Source organism: Streptomyces sp. NPDC026672, from assembly GCF_040638185.1.
GTDB lineage: Bacteria > Actinomycetota > Actinomycetes > Streptomycetales > Streptomycetaceae > Streptomyces.
In genome coordinates, this window is the sequence record NZ_JBEZXS010000009.1 from 257,671 (window position 1) to 274,201 (window position 16,531).

11 protein-coding genes and 1 pseudogene are annotated in these 16,531 nt (G+C 73.3%); 3 read left to right on the forward strand and 9 right to left on the reverse strand.

Annotated features, from left to right (window positions below; genetic code table 11):
• Positions 1-15: 15 nt before the first annotated feature.
• The gene (locus AB0F77_RS13650; protein ID WP_361946451.1) at positions 16-2,310 is read right to left on the reverse strand and encodes a bifunctional salicylyl-CoA 5-hydroxylase/oxidoreductase; all 2,295 of its coding nucleotides are present in this window, start codon (positions 2,308-2,310) and stop codon (positions 16-18) included.
• A 2-nt stretch (positions 2,311-2,312) separates the two neighbouring features.
• On the reverse strand, positions 2,313-3,140 hold the full coding sequence (locus AB0F77_RS13655; RefSeq protein WP_361946454.1) for an enoyl-CoA hydratase family protein: 828 nt from the start codon (positions 3,138-3,140) through the stop codon (positions 2,313-2,315).
• Between the two features lie 320 nt (positions 3,141-3,460).
• Here AB0F77_RS13655 and AB0F77_RS13660 point away from each other — a divergent pair, with 320 nt between their 5' ends.
• On the forward strand, positions 3,461-3,913 hold the full coding sequence (locus tag AB0F77_RS13660; RefSeq protein ID WP_361946457.1) for an ATP-binding protein: 453 nt from the start codon (positions 3,461-3,463) through the stop codon (positions 3,911-3,913).
• On the opposite strand, the gene argF is transcribed toward AB0F77_RS13660, so the two are convergent.
• Positions 3,873-4,937, reverse strand: coding sequence for an ornithine carbamoyltransferase (gene argF, locus AB0F77_RS13665; RefSeq protein WP_361946460.1), 1,065 nt, complete (start codon positions 4,935-4,937; stop codon positions 3,873-3,875). The two genes, AB0F77_RS13660 and argF, sit on opposite strands and share 41 nt — an antisense overlap.
• A gap of 101 nt (positions 4,938-5,038) precedes the next feature.
• On the reverse strand, positions 5,039-6,262 hold the full coding sequence (locus tag AB0F77_RS13670; protein ID WP_361946463.1) for an arginine deiminase: 1,224 nt from the start codon (positions 6,260-6,262) through the stop codon (positions 5,039-5,041).
• A 139-nt stretch (positions 6,263-6,401) separates the two neighbouring features.
• Between AB0F77_RS13670 and AB0F77_RS13675 the strand changes: the two genes are divergently transcribed.
• Both AB0F77_RS13675 and AB0F77_RS13680 read left to right on the forward strand, forming a co-directional pair.
• The gene (locus tag AB0F77_RS13675) at positions 6,402-7,811 is read left to right on the forward strand and encodes an SPFH domain-containing protein (RefSeq protein ID WP_361946466.1); all 1,410 of its coding nucleotides are present in this window, start codon (positions 6,402-6,404) and stop codon (positions 7,809-7,811) included.
• Positions 7,808-8,707 carry a hypothetical protein gene (locus AB0F77_RS13680; protein ID WP_361946469.1) on the forward strand — a complete coding sequence of 300 codons (900 nt, stop codon included), beginning with the start codon at positions 7,808-7,810 and terminating at the stop codon, positions 8,705-8,707. Before AB0F77_RS13675 ends, AB0F77_RS13680 begins: the two co-directional genes overlap by 4 nt.
• A gap of 5 nt (positions 8,708-8,712) precedes the next feature.
• On the opposite strand, the gene AB0F77_RS13685 is transcribed toward AB0F77_RS13680, so the two are convergent.
• From AB0F77_RS13685 to AB0F77_RS13705, 5 genes and pseudogenes are all read right to left on the reverse strand, one after another.
• A complete protein-coding gene (locus tag AB0F77_RS13685) occupies positions 8,713-9,279 on the reverse strand; it encodes a DUF5825 family protein (RefSeq protein ID WP_361946472.1) in 567 nt (188 codons plus the stop codon).
• On the reverse strand, positions 9,276-11,132 hold the full coding sequence (locus AB0F77_RS13690) for a RiPP maturation radical SAM C-methyltransferase (protein WP_361946475.1): 1,857 nt from the start codon (positions 11,130-11,132) through the stop codon (positions 9,276-9,278). Before AB0F77_RS13690 ends, AB0F77_RS13685 begins: the two co-directional genes overlap by 4 nt.
• Positions 11,133-11,355: 223 nt before the next feature.
• Positions 11,356-13,899, reverse strand: coding sequence for a polynucleotide kinase-phosphatase (locus AB0F77_RS13695; protein WP_361946477.1), 2,544 nt, complete (start codon positions 13,897-13,899; stop codon positions 11,356-11,358).
• Positions 13,896-15,365, reverse strand: coding sequence for a 3' terminal RNA ribose 2'-O-methyltransferase Hen1 (locus AB0F77_RS13700; protein ID WP_361946480.1), 1,470 nt, complete (start codon positions 15,363-15,365; stop codon positions 13,896-13,898). Before AB0F77_RS13700 ends, AB0F77_RS13695 begins: the two co-directional genes overlap by 4 nt.
• A gap of 143 nt (positions 15,366-15,508) precedes the next feature.
• A pseudogene (locus AB0F77_RS13705) lies at positions 15,509-16,333 on the reverse strand (TIGR03560 family F420-dependent LLM class oxidoreductase); the annotation flags it as partial.
• Between the last annotated feature and the right edge of the window lie 198 nt (positions 16,334-16,531).

Here is a 16,531-nt window from a genome sequence, read left to right on the forward strand (position 1 = left end):
GCCGCGGCGGGCGGGTCAGTTCCCCAGGGTGAGCCGGGGTGCGGGTGCGTCGGTGCGGCCGGTGCGCGGCGGGCGGCTGCCCGCGCGGTAGGGGGCGGGCCACCGCACGCCCGGCCCGTCGTAGCCCTGCTCGGCGGCGGCGTGCAGCGTCCAGTGCGGGTCGTAGAGGTGCGGCCGGGCCAGGGCGCAGAGGTCCGTGCGCCCGGCCAGGATCAGGGAGTTGACGTCGTCCCAGGAGGAGATCGCGCCGACCGCGATCACCGGTACGCCGGCCTCGTGCCGGACGCGGTCCGCGAACGGCGTCTGGTACGACCGCCCGTACTCGGGGCGCTCGTCGGGGACGACCTGTCCGGTGGACACGTCGATCGCGTCGGCGCCGTGCGCGGCGAAGGCCCGCGCGATCTCGACGGCGTCCTCCGCCGTGGTGCCGCCGTCGGCCCAGTCGGTCGCGGATATCCGTACGGTCATGGGCCGTTCCGTCGGCCAGACGCTCCGTACGGCGTCGAAGACCTCCAGGGGGAAGCGCAGCCGTCGGTCGAGCGGGCCGCCGTAGGCGTCGGTGCGCCGGTTGGTGAGCGGGGAGAGGAAGCCGGAGAGCAGATAGCCGTGGGCGCAGTGCAGTTCGAGCAGGTCGAATCCGGCGTGGGCGGCCCGCCGGGCGGCGGCCGCGAACTGCTCGCGGACGTCGGTGAGCTGGGCGCGGGACAGTTCGCGCGGGATCTGGCCGTCCGGCCGGTAGGGCAGCGGGGAGGCGGCGGAGAGCGGCCAGTTGCCCTCGGGCAGCGGTTCGTCCATGCCCTCCCACATGAGTCTGGTGGAGCCCTTGCGTCCGCTGTGGCCGAGCTGCACCCCGATCGCGGTGCCCGGTGCCCGGGTGTGCACGAACTCGGTGACGCGCCGCCAGGCGTCGGCCTGCCGGCCGGTGTAGAGGCCGGCGCAGCCGGGGGTGATGCGGCCCTCGGCGCTGACGCACACCATCTCGGTCATCACCAGCCCGGCCCCGCCGAGTGCCCTGGCGCCCAGGTGGACGAGGTGGAAGTCGCCGGGGACGCCGTCGGTGGCCGAGTACATGTCCATCGGGGAGACGACGACCCGGTTGCGCAGGGTCAGTCCGCGCAGCCGGAAGGGGGTGAACATGGGCGGGGTGCCGGGCGGGCAGCCGAACTCCCGCTCGACGGACTCGGTGAACCGGGCGTCGCGCAGCCGGAGGTTGTCGTGGGTGACCCGGCGGCTGCGGGTGAGCAGGTTGAACGCGAACTGCCGGGGCGGCTGGTCGAGATGGCGGGCGAGGTCCTCGAACCACTCCAGGCTGGCGCGGGCGGCGCGCTGGGTGGAGGCGACGACGGGCCTGCGCTCCTCCTCGTACGCGGTCAGCGCCTCGGCCCGGGTGGGGCGCTCCCGCAGGCAGGCGGCGAGCGCGAGGGCGTCCTCGACGGCGAGCTTGGTGCCGGAGCCGATGGAGAAGTGGGCGGTGTGGGCGGCGTCGCCGAGGAGGACGACGTTGCCGTGCGACCAGCGTTCGTTGACCACCGTGCGGAAGGTCGTCCAGGTGGAGTTCCCGGTGCGCAGCGGGCGGCCTCCGAGCGCGTCGGAGAAGATCTTGGCACAGCGTGCGGCGGACTCCTGGGTGTCCGCGGTGTCGAATCCGGCGGCCCTCCAGACCTCCTCGCGCATCTCGACGATCACGGTGGAGGCGTCGGGGGCGTAGGGGTAGCCGTGGAGTTGCATGACGCCGTGCGGGGTCTCGGCGATCTCGAAGCGGAAGGCGTCGAAGGCGAAGTCGGCGGCGAGCCAGAGATAACGGCAGTGGTGTGCGGTCACATGGGGGCGGAACACAGGGGCGTAGGTCTCGCGGGTGGTGCTGTGCACACCGTCCGCGGCGACGACGAGGTCGTACGTCTCGGCGAGCCGGTCGGGGTGGGGGGCCTCGCCGTGGAAGCGGAGGTCCACGCCGAGGGCGCGGCAGCGGTGCTGGAGGATGTCGAGGAGGCGTTTGCGCTCCAGGGCGGCGAATCCGTGGCCTCCGGAGGTCTGGCGGGTGCCGCGGTGGACGATGTCGATGTCGTTCCAGCGGACGAAGTGCCGGCGCAGGGCGGTGTGGACGTCGGGGTCAGCGTGCTCGATGCCGCCGAGGGTCTCGTCGGACAGGACCACACCGAAGCCGAAGGTGTCGTCGGGGGCGTTGCGTTCCCAGACGGTGACCTCGCGGTCGGGGGCCAGGCGTTTGAGGAGGACGGCGGTGTAGAGCCCGCCGGGGCCGCCGCCGACGATCGCCACGCGCTCGGTTCCGCGCGCCCCCGGGGCCCGCATCGTCAGCGTCCCCGCCAGGCCGGCGGGCGCTTCTCCGTGAAGGCCCGGTGGAACTCCGCGTAGTCCTCGCTGTTCATCAGCAGGGCCTGGGTGGAGGCGTCCAGTTCGATCGCGGTGGACAGGGGCATGTCCAGTTCGGCCGTGAGGAGGGCCTTCGTCTGGGCGTGTGCGAGTGCCGGGCCCCGGGCGAGGCGCTGGGCCAGGGCGTGGGCGGCCTTGTCCGCGCCGCCCTCCTCGACCAGTTCGCCGATCAGGCCGATGCGTTCGGCCTCCGGTGCCCGGACCGGGTCGCCCAGCATGAGCAGCCGGGTCGCGTGGCCGAGGCCGACGACCCTGGGCAGGAGGTAGGCCGCGCCCATGTCGCCGCCCGACAGGCCGACGCGGGTGAAGAGGAACACGAAGCGTGCCGTGGGGTCGGCGACCCGGAAGTCCGCGGCCAGGGCGAGGACCGCCCCGGCGCCCGCCGCCACTCCGTGCACGGCCGCGATCACCGGGAACGGGCACTCCCGCAGGGCGCGGACGACCTGGCCGGTCATGCGGTTGAAGTCCAGCAGTCGCGCGGTGTCCATGGCGAGGGTCGCGCCGATGATCTCGTCGACGTCGCCCCCGGAGCAGAAGCCGCGACCCTCCCCGGCGAGGACGAGGGCGCGCACGGCCCGTTCCCGGGACAGTTCGGCGAGCAGGTCGCGCAGGTCGGCGTAGGCGCCGAAGGTGAGGGCGTTGAGCTTGTCGGGGCGGGTGAGGGTGACGGTGGCGACGCCCTCGGCGATGTCGACCCGGAGGTGTTCCCAGTGGGCGGTGCGGGCGGCGGAGCCGGTGAAGGGACTCATGACGCGCGGCCTCCTCGGGCGGACGGTGCCGCACGTGGCTGGGTCTGCTCTGCCCCACGAAGCTATCACCTGTTTGCGACTGTCGTCACGACCGCGCGACAAGAGCGGGTCCGGGACCGGTGCGATCCGGTCACTCGCGTCACGGCACATCACGGGACGTCGATAACGCGGTAACAGCGGGCGTCGAGGAGGGAGACGGGGCGTGCGGCCGGGTATGCCGCCCGTACCAGGGGCCCAAGGCCCCGTGCGGTGCCCGGTCGAGGACCTCTTTAGGCGGGCCCCGTACCATTCAGAAAGTTGAAAGCAGGACAGCCTGCTCCATGAACGGACCCGCCTTGCCCGAGAGCCCCGCCTCCTCCGCCTCCTGGCGCATCGCGCTGCCGCACACCACCGCGGCCGTGCCGGTCGCCCGCGCCCTGGTCCGTACGGCCCTGGCGGAGCTGGAGCACGTGGCCGACAGCGACACCGCGGAGCTGCTCACGGCGGAGCTGGTCGCGAACGCGGTGGAGCACACCGCGGGGAGCGGCCCGATCGAGCTGGTGGTCGAGGTACGGCCGACGGGCTGCCAGGTCGAGGTGCACGACCCCGACCCGGCGCCGCCCGGTAATCTCACCCGGCCCACCGTCGAGACGCCCGATCCCTGGCAGGAGCACGGGCGCGGGCTGCTGCTGATCCGTTCCCTCAGCTCGTCCTGCGGTCACCGGCCCACCGAGTCGGGCAAGGCGGTGTGGTTCAGACTGCCCGTGGTCCCGCGTCAGTGGCGTCCGGCGTGACCTCCCCGGCCGGGACCCGCGCGAGCGTGGCGACGAGGACGGCCTTGATGGTGTGCATCCGGTTCTCGGCCTCGTCGAAGACGACGGAGTGCGCGGACTCGAAGACCTCGTCGGTGACCTCCAGCTCGGTCAGCCCGTGCCGCTCGTGGATCTCGCGGCCCACGTCGGTGCCGAGGTCGTGGAAGGCCGGCAGGCAGTGCAGGAACTTCACGTCGTCGTTGCCGGTGGCGCGCAGCACGTCCATGGTCACGGCGTAGGGCCCGAGCAGCGCTATGCGCTCGTCCCAGACCTCCTTGGGCTCCCCCATCGACACCCACACGTCGGTGGCGACGAAGTCGGCGCCGCGCACGCCCTCCTTCACGTCCTCGGTGAGGGAGATCCGGGCGCCGGAGACGGCGGCGAGCCGCCGGGCGAGCTCGACGATCGTGTCGTCGGGCCACAGCAGCCGGGGCGCGACGATCCGCACGTCCATGCCGAGCAGGGCGCCGGTGACGAGGTAGGAGTTGCCCATGTTGTAGCGGGCGTCACCGAGGTAGGCGAAGGCGATCCGGTCGAGCGGCTTGGTGGTGTGCTCGGTCATGGTGAGCACGTCGGCCAGCATCTGGGTGGGGTGCCACTCGTCGGTCAGACCGTTGTAGACGGGGACGCCCGCGTACGCGGCCAGCTCCTCGACGACACCCTGGCCGTGTCCGCGGTACTCGATCGCGTCGTACATCCGTCCGAGTACCCGGGCGGTGTCCTTCACGGACTCCTTGTGCCCGATCTGCGAGCCGGACGGGTCCAGGTAGGTGGTGTGGGCGCCCTGGTCGGCGGCGGCGACCTCGAACGCGCAGCGGGTGCGCGTCGAGGTCTTCTCGAAGACGAGGGCGATGTTCCTGCCCCGCAGGTGCTGGGTCTCGGTCCCCGCCTTCTTGGCCGCCTTCAGTTCGGCGGCCAGCTCGATCAGGGCGCGGAACTCCTCCTGGGTGAAGTCCAGCTCCTTGAGGAAGTGGCGGCCGGCGAGGGCGGTCGGGACAGTCGCCATGGGGCGCTCCAGGGATGCGGGGAAACGGACCGTGGAATTCTATACGACTCTCGGCATTTATATACACACCCTCCACGCACTTTCGTGCGGCTGCGCGGAGGCTATACGGCGTCCCGCTCGACGGGGCAGCTCATGCACCGCGGACCGCCGCGACCCCGGCCCAGTTCGCTGCCCGGGATCTCGATGACCTCGATGCCCTGCTTGCGCAGATGCGTGTTGGTGGTGGCGTTGCGCTCGTAGGCGACGACGACGCCGGGCTCGACGGCGAGCACGTTGCAGCCGTCGTCCCACTGCTCGCGCTCAGCCGCGTGCACGTCCTGCGTCGCGGTCAGGACGCGGATCTCGCTGAGCCCCAGGGCGGCGGCGACGGCGCGGTGCATGTGCTCCGGCGGATGGTCGGTGACCTTCAGCTCCTTGTCGCCGACACCGGGTTCGATGGTGTACGAGCGGAGCATGCCGAGGCCCGCGTACTGGGTGAAGGTGTCGCCGCCGACCATGGTCATCACGGTGTCGAGGTGCATGAACGCGCGCCGCTTGGGCATGTCGAGCGCCACGATGGTGCGCGCGGAGCCCGCCGCGAACAGCTTGTGCGCCAGCATCTCCACGGCCTGCGGGGTGGTGCGCTCGCTCATGCCGATGAGGACGGCGCCGCGGCCGATCACCAGGACGTCGCCGCCCTCGATCGTGGAGGGGTAGTCGGCCTGCCCCGACGACCACACGCGGAACGTTTCGTCACGGAACAGCGGGTGGTGCCGGTAGATCGCCTCGAAGTGCACGGTCTCGCGCTGCCGTGCGGGCCAGCGCATCGCGTTGATGGACACGCCGTCGTAGATCCAGGCCGAGGTGTCGCGGGTGAAGAGGTGGTTGGGCAGCGGGCCGAGCAGGAAGTCGTCGAGGTCCATGACGTGGAAGCGCACGGAGGCCGGCTCGGCGTGCGCGTCCAGGAACTCCCGCTTGGTCATGCCGCCGACCAGCGCCTCGGCGAGTTCGCGCGAGGGCAGCGCCTCGAAGGCGGCCCGCAGGTGGTCGGTGGCGAGGGGGCCGTACTCCTTCTCGTCGAAGACCCGGTCCAGGACGAGGGTCCTCGCCTGCGGGACGTCCAGGGTCTCGGTGAGCAGGTCGCCGAAGAGGTGGACGGCGACACCGCGGTCGCGCAGCACGTCGGCGAACCCGTCGTGCTCGGCGCGCGCCCGGCGCACCCACAGCACGTCGTCGAAGAGCAGCGCGTCCTTGTTGCTGGGGGTGAGCCTTTTGAGCTCGAGATCCGGCCGGTGCAGGATGACGCGGCGCAGCCGCCCGGCCTCGGAGTCGACATGGAATCCCATGCCTCCATCCTGACCACCGGGGACCCGGTTCACCCTCCCCTCGCCCGTTTCCGCGCGCGCACTCCCCCTTCTCGTCCCATTGACGACAACACCCCGCTCCGGTTATCGTCTACATGACGAGAAAGAGCGAGGGGGCCCCATGGCCGACATCACCCGCCGCCCCGGTCTGCGCCATCTGCGTGGCGCGCCGACGGCACACATACGCCACCACCGCTCGGGCCGGCTGGTGCACGACGGCACGGGGCTCAGCTTCTGGTTCCGCCCGCTGACCGCCGCGCTCTCCGAGGTGCCGGTCGACGACCGCGAACTGGCGATGACCTTCCACGCCCGGACGTCCGACTTCCAGGACGTGGCCGTGCAGGCGACGGTGACCTACCGGATCGGCGACCCCGCCGTGGCCGCGGCCCGGCTTGACTTCTCCATCGACCCGGACACCGGGGTGTGGCGCGGAGCGCCCCTGGAGCAGCTGGCCACGCTGCTGACCGAGACCGCGCAGCAGCACGCCCTCGACGTCCTGGCCCGTACGTCCCTGTCGGCGGCGCTGGTCGACGGGGTGGGCGCGGTGCGCGAGCGGGTCGCGGCCGGGCTCGCCGCGGAGCCCCGGCTCCCGGCGACCGGCATCGAGGTCGTCGCGGTGCGTGTGGTCGCGCTGCGGCCCGAACCGGAGGTGGAGCGGGCGCTGCGCACCCCGGCGCGCGAGCAGATCCAGCAGGAGGCCGACCGCGCCACCTACGAGCGCCGGGCCGTGGCCGTCGAACGGGAGCGGACCATCGCCGAGAACGAACTGGCCAGCCAGATCGAACTCGCCCGCCGCGAGGAGCGATTGGTGGAGCAGCGCGGCGCCAACGCACGGCGCGAGGCGGAGGAGCACGCGGCGGCCGACGCGATACGGGCCCAGGCGGAGGCGGCCCGGACGGTACGGCTCGCTGAGGCGGAGGCCGCGCGCTCGGTGAAGCTGGCGGAGGCCGAGGCGGCGCGCTCGGCGCGGCTGACCGACGCGGAGGCCCGGCGTGCGGAGCGGCTGGCGGAGGCGGAGGCGCGGCGCGACCGGGTGCTGGCCGAGGCGGAGGCGGCGCGGACCGTGCAGCTCGCGGAGGCGGAGTCGGCGCGTGCGGTGCGACTGGCCCGCGCCGAGGCCGAGCGGGCGACGGAGGTCGGGGAGGCGCGGGCGCGGGCCCGGGCGGCCTGGCTGCGGGTGCACGCCGAGGCCGGTGTGGACGGCGCGGCGACGCTCCACGCGCTGACGGCGGCCCGCCTCGCGGAGAACCTCCCCCGCGTCAACAGCGTGACGGTGTCCCCGGACGTGGTGACGACGATGCTGGAACGCCTGGGCGCGACGACGGGGGCGTCCGCGCCGAACGGGACGTCGGACGGGGTGATGTCGGCGCCCGCGGACGGACCGGCAAAACCGGTGGGACCGGCCGGCCCGGCGGACCCGGCGGACTTCGACGGGCCGTCGGGCGCGGCGGGGTCGAGCGTGCCCGACGGTCCGGCCGGCGCCATGCCGAGGCCGTCCGGGCCCTCGGGGCCGGCGGGGTCGGGGGAATGAGTCTCGCGCCGCGGGCCGTGCTGGTCCACCGCACCACGGAGTACGAGGAGTTGGTGGCCCGGCACGGCACGCACGGGCAGGCCGCCTTCTTCCTCTCCTCCCGCGGCCGGGACGTCGGCGAGGTCGCCGCGCGCCACCACCGCACCCGCCGCGCCGTGGCGGAGATCACCGCGGCGGTCCCGCTGACCTGGCGCCAGACCCGGGTGGAGCGCGCCGACCTGGACCGCTTCCTGTTCGCCCCGGAGGACGTCGTGGTGGTCGTCGGCCAGGACGGGCTGGTGGCGAACGTGGCCAAGTACCTGGACGGCCAGCCGGTGGTGGGCGTCGACACCGACCCCGGCCGCAATCCGGGCGTCCTGGTGAGGCACCGCCCGGCCGACGCGGCGACCCTGCTGCCGGCGGCCCTGGCGCGGGCGACGGGCACGGAGGAGCTGACCATGGTCGAGGCGGTCGCCGACGACAGCCAGCGCCTGGTCGCGCTCAACGAGATCTACCTCGGCCCGGCCGGTCACCAGACCGCCCGCTACCGCCTGGGCCTCGACGTCGACGGGGGTGTCGTCGAGGCCCAGGCATCCTCCGGGGTGCTGGTCGGCACGGGCACGGGGGCGACGGGCTGGCTGCGGTCGGTCTGGCAGGAGCGCTCCAGCACGCTGGCCCTGCCCTCCCCCACCGAGGACCGCCTCCTGTGGTTCGTGCGGGAGGCGTGGCCGTCCCCGGCGACGGGCACCTCCCTGGTCTCCGGCACCCTCACGGCGGCGCAGACCCTGTCCCTGACCGTCGAGTCGGACCGCCTCGTCGCCTTCGGCGACGGCATCGAGTCCGACACCCTGGACCTCACCTGGGGACAGACCGTAAGGGTCGGGGTCCGGGAGGAGCGGTTGCGGTTGGTGGGGTGACGGCCTCAGATCGCCGTGCACGGCACCGGCCAGCGCCGCACCCTCGGGGGCAGGGTCACCGCCCAGCCGTCCGTGACCAGGGCCAGCCGTTCGGCGGCGAGGAGGGCGGCGGCCTCGCGGTGCCGGGAGGGCAGCGTGTCCAGGCGGGTCGGTGCCAGGAGGGTGTGGAACGCGGCGCGCAGATCGGGGTGGTCGAGGGTGTAGCGGGCGGTGGCGCCGGGCTCGCGGCGGTCCAGGACGCTGATGAAGTCCGGGCCCCGGCGGTGGTAGAGCAGACCGGGGGTGTGGCCGGCACGCCAGTCCGCCGACCCGGCCCGCTCGCCGGGGAGTTCCGTCGGAGGCGGCAGATGGCGCAGGAGGCCGACGTCGTACGGCGGTCCGGCCGGCGGCGGTTCGGCCGGCGGCGGTCCGGCCGGCCGCCAGCGCACCCGGAGCCCCAGGCCCTCGCACTCCCGCAGGAAGGCGACCGCGACGGCCGTCCCGCGGCCGCCCCGGGCCAGGTCCAGCGGGTCCGTCACCTCGACGAGGCGCCCGCTCACCCGGTGCGCGACCCCGGCCGGCAGTCCGCTCACCCCGCCGCCCCCGCCCCGTCGGGCATCCGCACCGGCTCGCCCCAGGTGGGCAGGGCGACACGGGTGGCGCCGTCCCGGAACAACAGGCCCTGGGACAGGGCCCGTCGCAGCCAGTCGGCGAGCGCGTCCGCCGTGACCTCGTGGCCGTCCCCGGCCAACTGCCGGTGCAGGGCGGTGTCGGTACGGCCGTCCTCCAGGTGGCGCAGGGCCGCCGCCCGCCAGCCGGTGAAGCGGTGGGTGCGGGGCGGCCATCCGGAGCGGCGGTCGTGCACCAGCAGCGTGTCACCGTCCCGCTCGAACAGCAGCCGCGAGTCCGGGTGTCCCGCCCGCCAGGCGGCCACCGCGTCCTTGAGCCGCCGTTCGGCCGGGCCCGCGATGCCCGCGTCCTCGGTGTCGAACAAGTGGACCAGATCGGCGAGTTCGTCCTCGGGCAGGTCGTAGACGTGCCGGTACATCTCGGCCGGGCCCCGCTTTCCGAAGCCTAGGGCGGGGTTCGTGAAGTGCGGGCTGAACCGCTCCAGTTGGATGCGGTGGGCGCCGCTCGGCGGCTGGAGGTGCACCAGCGCGGGGAGTTGGGCGACGACCGGGTCGTAGTCCTCGTCGGTCTCGCCCGGGAAGCCGTACAGGAGGTTCCAGGAGCAGGTCAGGGAGTGGTTCTCGCACTCGCGCAGCGTGCGGACGTTGCGGGCGCCGGTGACGCCCTTGTCCATGAGGTCCAGGACCCGGCTGCCCAGGCTCTCGATGCCGGGCTGGAGGTGCACCGTGCCGGAGCGGCCGAGGAGTTCGAGCTGGGCGGGGGTGAGGTTGGACTTCACCTCGTAGTGCAGCCGCAGGTCCCAGCCGCTGTCGACGACCCGGGGCAGGAAGTCGCGGAAGTACGCCATGTCGATGATGTTGTCGACGGTGACGACGTCGAGGATGCGGTGGCGTCGCACGAGCCGGTCGATCTCGGACCACAGCCGCTCCCCCGGCTTCGCGCGGAAGGCCATGGCGGTGCCGTTGAGCCCGCAGAAGGTGCAGTGGTGCTTCTCGCCCCACCAGCAGCCCCGCGCCCCTTCGACCACCAGTTTCGGATGGACGTACTCCAGGACGGGGGACGACTCCAGGGCGCGCTGCCACTGGTCGTAGTCGGGCGAGGGGATGTCGGCGGGCGCCACCGTGCGCCGGGAGGCGGGGTTGGCCCGGGAGCGCTCCCCGTCCCACCAGCACAGGCCGGGCACGTCCGCGGGCGGGGTGCCGTCGTCGAGGTGGCGCAGCAGCGCGGGCAGGGCGTACTCCGCCTCGCCGCGCACCACGTGGTCGACGAAGGGGTGGTTGCGGTGCAGGGCGTGGCCCATGGGGCCGTCGCAGTTGCTGCCGCCGAACACCACCGTGAGGTCCGGGCGGCGCCGCCGGAGTTCACGGGCGAGGGCGAGGGAGGCCACGTTCTGCATGAAGGTGGTGGTGAACCCGACGACGTCGGGGCCGCCCTCCAGCACCTCGTCGGCGTACTCGGCGACGAAGGCGGCGGCGTACGGGCGCATGGCGAGGGCGGTGTCCACGAAGACGTCCCGGCCGGCCGCGTAGTCCCTCAGTCGGGCGGTGCCCCAGTCGGGGTCGTCGTACAGGGCGCCCGAGAAGACCCAGTCGCCGAGGCCGTGGAAGATCGCGTCGCTGCCGACGGACACGTAGTCACCGGGTCGCAGCCGCCCGTCGGAGCGGTCGAGGAGGAACTCGGCCCAGCGCAGGGAGCCGTGGAACTCGCTCACCTCGTCGGCGGGGCGGGCCTGCCGCACCAGACGGTGCAGCAGGCCCAGTTGGAGCGAGGGAAGGTCGAGGGGATGCCAGGGCATCGTCACCAGGTGCACACGCACGGCCGGGTCTCCTCCGGTCAGCGCGTCGGTCGCTTCTCCAGGACCGCCGGCCTGCGTCCGGTGCTCCGCTCCTCGCGGACCACGACCTTCTTGATCTCCATGTCCACCACTCCCTCAGCAGCTCTCCGACTCCGAACACATGTACGCGGCGGCACGGCCGTCACGGTAGGCACGGATACGTGTATGCCACAAGGGGGCTTTACGACGGTCCGGGCGGAGCGGTTCACAGCCTCGGGTCCACGGGCTCGGACTCCAGGGCGAGCACCCCGAACACCGCCTCGTGCACCCGCCACAGCGGCTCCCCGTCCGCGAGCCGGTCCAGGGCCTCCAGGCCCAGCGTGTACTCGCGGATCGCCAGCGACCGCTTGTGGTTGAGGAAGCGGCGCCGCAGCAGGCGCAGTTGGTCGGGGCGCGTGTACTCGGGGCCGTAGATGATCCGCAGGTACTCGCGGCCCCGGCACTTGACGCCCGGCTGCACCAGCCGGCCCTGCTCGTCGCGCACCAGCGCCCCGACCGGCTTGACGACCATGCCCTCGCCGCCGCGGCCGGTCATCTCCAGCCACCAGTCGACGCCCGCGCGCACCGACTCCGGGTCACCGGTGTCGACGTACAGCCGCCGTGTGGTCTGCAGCAGTCCGCTCCCGTCGTGCTCCACGAGCCGGTCCAGCAGGGCGAGTTGACCGTCGTGCGGCAGCGTGGCGAGGCTGCGGCCCCGCACGGCGAGGATCTGGAACGGTGCCAGGCGGACACCGTCCAGGCCGTCCGTGGTCCAGCAGTAGCGCCGGTACGCCTCGGTGAACGCGCCCGCGTCGGCGGCCCGTTCGCGCTGGCGCGCGAGCAGTCCGGACACGTCCACGTCCCGCGCGGCCGTCTCCTGGAGCGCGGCGAGCGCCCCCGGGAACACCGCGCCGGAGGCGGCGCCCACCGCCGCGTACTGGCTGCGCAGCAGACCGCCGGCCTTGAGCGACCAGGGCATCAGCTCGGCGTCGAGGAGCAGCCAGTCCGTGTCCAGTTCGTCCCACAGGGCCGCGGCGTCGGCCGCCGCCCGCACCCGCGCCAGGATCTCCTCGGTGACCGCGGCGTCGTCGAAGAACGGCCGTCCGGTACGGGTGTAGAGGGAGCCGGTGACGTCCCCCGCCGCGCCGAACCGCGTCCGCGCCACCTCCGCGTCACGGCACACCAGGGCCACCGCCCGCGAGCCCATGTGCTTCTCCTCGCACACGACCCGCGCGACCCCGCTCTCGCGGTACTGCGCGAACGCCTCCTCCGGGTGCTCCAGGTAGCCGTCGACCTGGCTGGTCGCCGTCGGGGCCATGGTCGGCGGCAGGTATGGCAGCAGCCGCGGGTCCACCGCGAAGCGGCTCATGACCTCCAGGGCCGCGGCCGCGTTCTCCTCCCGGACGGCGACACGTCCGCCGTGCCGGGTCTCCACGGTCCGCCGCCCCTGGACGTCGTCCAGGTCGAGCGGCCTGCCGTCGTGCCCGCCGGGCGCCTCGGTGCGCAGCGGCCTCAGCGGCTCGTACCAGACGCGCTCGGCCGGTACGTCGACCAGCTCACGCTCCGGCCAGCGCAGCGCGGTCAGCTTTCCGCCGAACACCGCGCCGGTGTCCAGGCAGATGGTGTTGTTCAGCCATGTCGCCTCGGGCACCGGTGTGTGTCCGTACACCACGGCCGCACGGCCCCGGTAGTCCTCGGCCCACGGGTAGCGCACCGGCAGCCCGAACTCGTCGGTCTCGCCGGTGGTCTCGCCGTACAGCGCGTGCGAGCGCACCCGGCCGGAGGTGCGGCCGTGGTACTTCTCGGGCAGCCCGGCGTGGCAGACGACGAGCCGGCCGCCGTCGAGCACGTAGTGGCTGACCAGTCCGTCGATGAAGGCCCGCACCCGCTGCCTGAACTCCTCGCTCTCGCCCGCCATCTGCTCGACGGTCTCGGCGAGCCCGTGGGTGTGCTGGACCTTGCGGCCCCCCAGATGACGCCCGTACTTGTTCTCGTGGTTGCCGGGCACGCACAGGGCGGCGCCGGACTCGACCATGCCCATCACCCGGCGCAGCACACCGGGCGTGTCCGGGCCGCGGTCGACGAGGTCGCCGACGAACACGGCGGTACGGCCCTCGGGGTGCGTGCCGTCGACGTAGCCCAACTCGGCGAGCAGTGCCTCCAGTTCGCTCGCGCAGCCGTGGACGTCGCCGACGATGTCGAAGGGGCCGGTGAGGTGCCTGAGGTCGTTGAAGCGCGGCTCGGTGACGACGGTGGCGGCCTCCACCTGCTCGACGCCCCGCAGGACGTGCACCTTGCGGAAGCCCTCGCGCTCCAAGCCTCGTACGGAGCGGCGCAGTTCGCGGATGTGCCGCTGGACGACCCGGCGCGGCAGGTCGGCCCGGTCGCTGCGGGCCGCGTTGCGTGCGACGCACACCTCCTCGGGCACGTCGAGCACGATGGCGATGGGCAGCACGTCGTGCCTGCGCGCCAGTTCGACGAGTTGGCGGCGGCTCTCCTGCTGCACGCTGGTGGCGTCGACGACGGTGCGGCGGCCGGCCGCCAGGCGCTTGCCCGCGATGTAGTGCAGCACGTCGAAGGCATCGCGGGTGGCGCTCTGGTCGTTCTGGTCGTCCGAGACGAGTCCGCGGCAGAAGTCGGAGGAGATGACCTCGGTCGGCGTGAAGTGGCGCCGGGCGAAGGTGGACTTGCCCGATCCCGAGGCGCCGACGAGGACGACGAGGGAGAGGTCGGTGACGGGCAGGGTGCGCGCCTGTCGGTTCTCGGTCATGCTGCTTCCGCCTCCTTCTCGTTCACGGTCCTCAGGACGAACACGGCCATCTGGGTGGGCGGGCCGACCTCCGGGTCGTCGGGTCCGACCGGGCCGAACCCGACGTCGTAGCCGTGCCGTTCGGCCACCGCGCCGGCCCAGTCGGCGAACTCCCGCCGGGTCCACTCGAAGCGGTGGTCGCCGTGCCGGACATGGCCGGCGGGCAGGCTCTCCCAGCGCACGTTGTACTCCACGTTCGGCGTGGTCACGATCACCGTGCGGGGCCGGGCCGAGCCGAACACGGCGTACTCAAGGGCGGGCAGCCGGGGCGGGTCGAGGTGCTCGACGACCTCGCTGAGCACGGCCGCGTCGTACCCCTTGAGCCGCTTGTCGGTGTAGGAGAGCGAGCCCTGGACGAGCTTGACGCGCGACGCCTGCCGCTCGCCCATGCGGTCCAGCTTGAGCCGGCGGGAGGCGATGGTGAGCGCCCGCACCGACACGTCGACGCCGACGATCTCGCTGAACGACGGGTCCTTCAGCAGGGCCTGCACCAACTGCCCCTGTCCGCAGCCGAGGTCGAGGACGCGCGCGGCCCCGGAACGCCTGAGCGTGTCGAGGATCGCGTCCCTGCGCTGCACGGCGAGCGGGGTCGGCCGCTCCTCCGTCTCGGTCTCGGCCGCCACGGCGTTGTCGATGTCCTCGACCTCGCTGTCGTCGGCCTCGGCGAGCCGCACCAGTTCCAGCCGCTCCATCGCCTCGCGCGTCAGCGACCAGCGCCGGGTCAGATAGCGGCTGGTGATCAGCTTCTGCTCGGGGTGCCCGGCCAGCCAGCCCTCGCCGGCCCGCAACAGCTTGTCGACCTCGTCGGACGCCACCCAGTAGTGCTTGGCGTCGTCGAGGACGGGCAGCAGGACGTACAGATGGCGCAGGGCCTCGGCGAGCGTCAGCTTCTCGGACTCCAGTTCGAGCCGGACGTAGCGAGAGTCGCCCCATTCCGGGAACTCGGCGTCCAGCGCGACGCGTTCGACACCCACGGTCCAGCCCAGCGGCTCGAACAGCCGACGGACCAGCTCCGGGCCGCCGCGCGCGGGCAGCGCGGGCACCTCGACGCGCAGCGGCAGCGGCTCGCCGGTCCGCTCGGGCCGGGCGGCGCACACCCCGCGCATGGCGCTGGAGAACACGGCGCTCAGGGCGACGGCGAGCAGCGAGGAGGCGGCGTACGGGCGGTCGTTGACGTACTGCGCGAGTGCCGCGTCCGGAGCGCCGCCGCGCCCCTTGCCCTTTCCGCGCCGCACCAGCGCGACCGCGTCCACCTCGAGCAGCAGGGCCGCCGTGCAACGCCACGCGTCCGCCGCGGGGTAGAACACGTGGGCGGTGCCGTACGAGGTGGAGAACGCCTGGGCCCGATCGGGGTGCTTGTGCAGCAGGAAGCCGAGGTCGGTGGCGGGGCGTTCGGGTGTGCCGGTGGTGGTGATGGTCAGGAACATGTCCCGAGTCTTCCGGTCCGGCGCCACCATCACCAGCGGTTTTCGGGGCCTGCCCCGGAGCCCGCGGCGCGGCCCGCGCACGGGGCGCGGGCAGGGCGGGGTCGGGTCCGGGGCAGGTCCCCGGGCCGGTCACGGCACGGGCGTCACGACAGCTGCGACTGGACCTGGGCGGAGATCAGCTCCAGGTGGTCCAGGTCGTCGAGGTCGAGCACCTGGAGGTAGATCCGCTGGGAGCCGACGGCGGCGAACCGCCCGATGCGGTCGACGACCTCGGCCGGGGAGCCCGCGAGACCGTTGGCCTTGAGCTCGTCGACCTCGCGGCCGATCGCGGCGGCGCGGCGTGCCACCTCCTGGTCGTCCTTGCCGACGCAGACGACGAGGGCGTTGGAGTACGTCAGGTCGTCCGCCCGGCGACCGGCGGCCTCGGCGGCGGCGCGCACCCGGCCGAACTGCCGCTCGGTGTCCTCCAGGGAGGCGAACGGGATGTTGAACTCGTCGGCGTAGCGCGCCGCGAGGCGCGGGGTGCGGGTCGCGCCGTGGCCGCCGATCAGCACCGGGATGCGGTCCTGGGCGGGCTTGGGCAGGGCCGGGGAGTCGGTGAGGTCGTAGTGGGCGCCGTGGAAGTCGAAGGTCTCGCCGGCCTTGGTCTCCCACAGACCGGTGACGACGGCCAGTTGCTCTTCGAGGCGCGCGAACTTCTCCTTCGGGAAGGGAATGCCGTACGCCCGGTGCTCCTCCTCGAACCAGCCCGCGCCCAGGCCGAGTTCGACGCGGCCGCCGGACATCCGGTCGACCTGCGCCACCTGGATGGCGAGCACGCCGGGCAGCCGGAAGGTGCCGGCGGTCATCAGGGTGCCGAGGCGGATGCGCCGGGTCTCCCGGGCGAGGCCGGCCAGGGTGATCCAGGCGTCGGTGGGGCCGGGCAGACCGTCGGAACTGCCCATGCGGAGATAGTGGTCGGAACGGAAGATCCGGTCTTCTATCTACCTTAAGATACCACGCCCCCTGACCTGCATAAACGTCAAGAAGCCCCGCCCACCTCCACGGGGGAGGAAGTGAACGGGGCTCCTACCCGCCCGAACCCCGATGTGGGTCGGGATCGGCACCGGGCGGGGGTTCTGCCTCCCGGCCGACGGCAGGAGACAGGGGTTCAGGACGCATGCAGG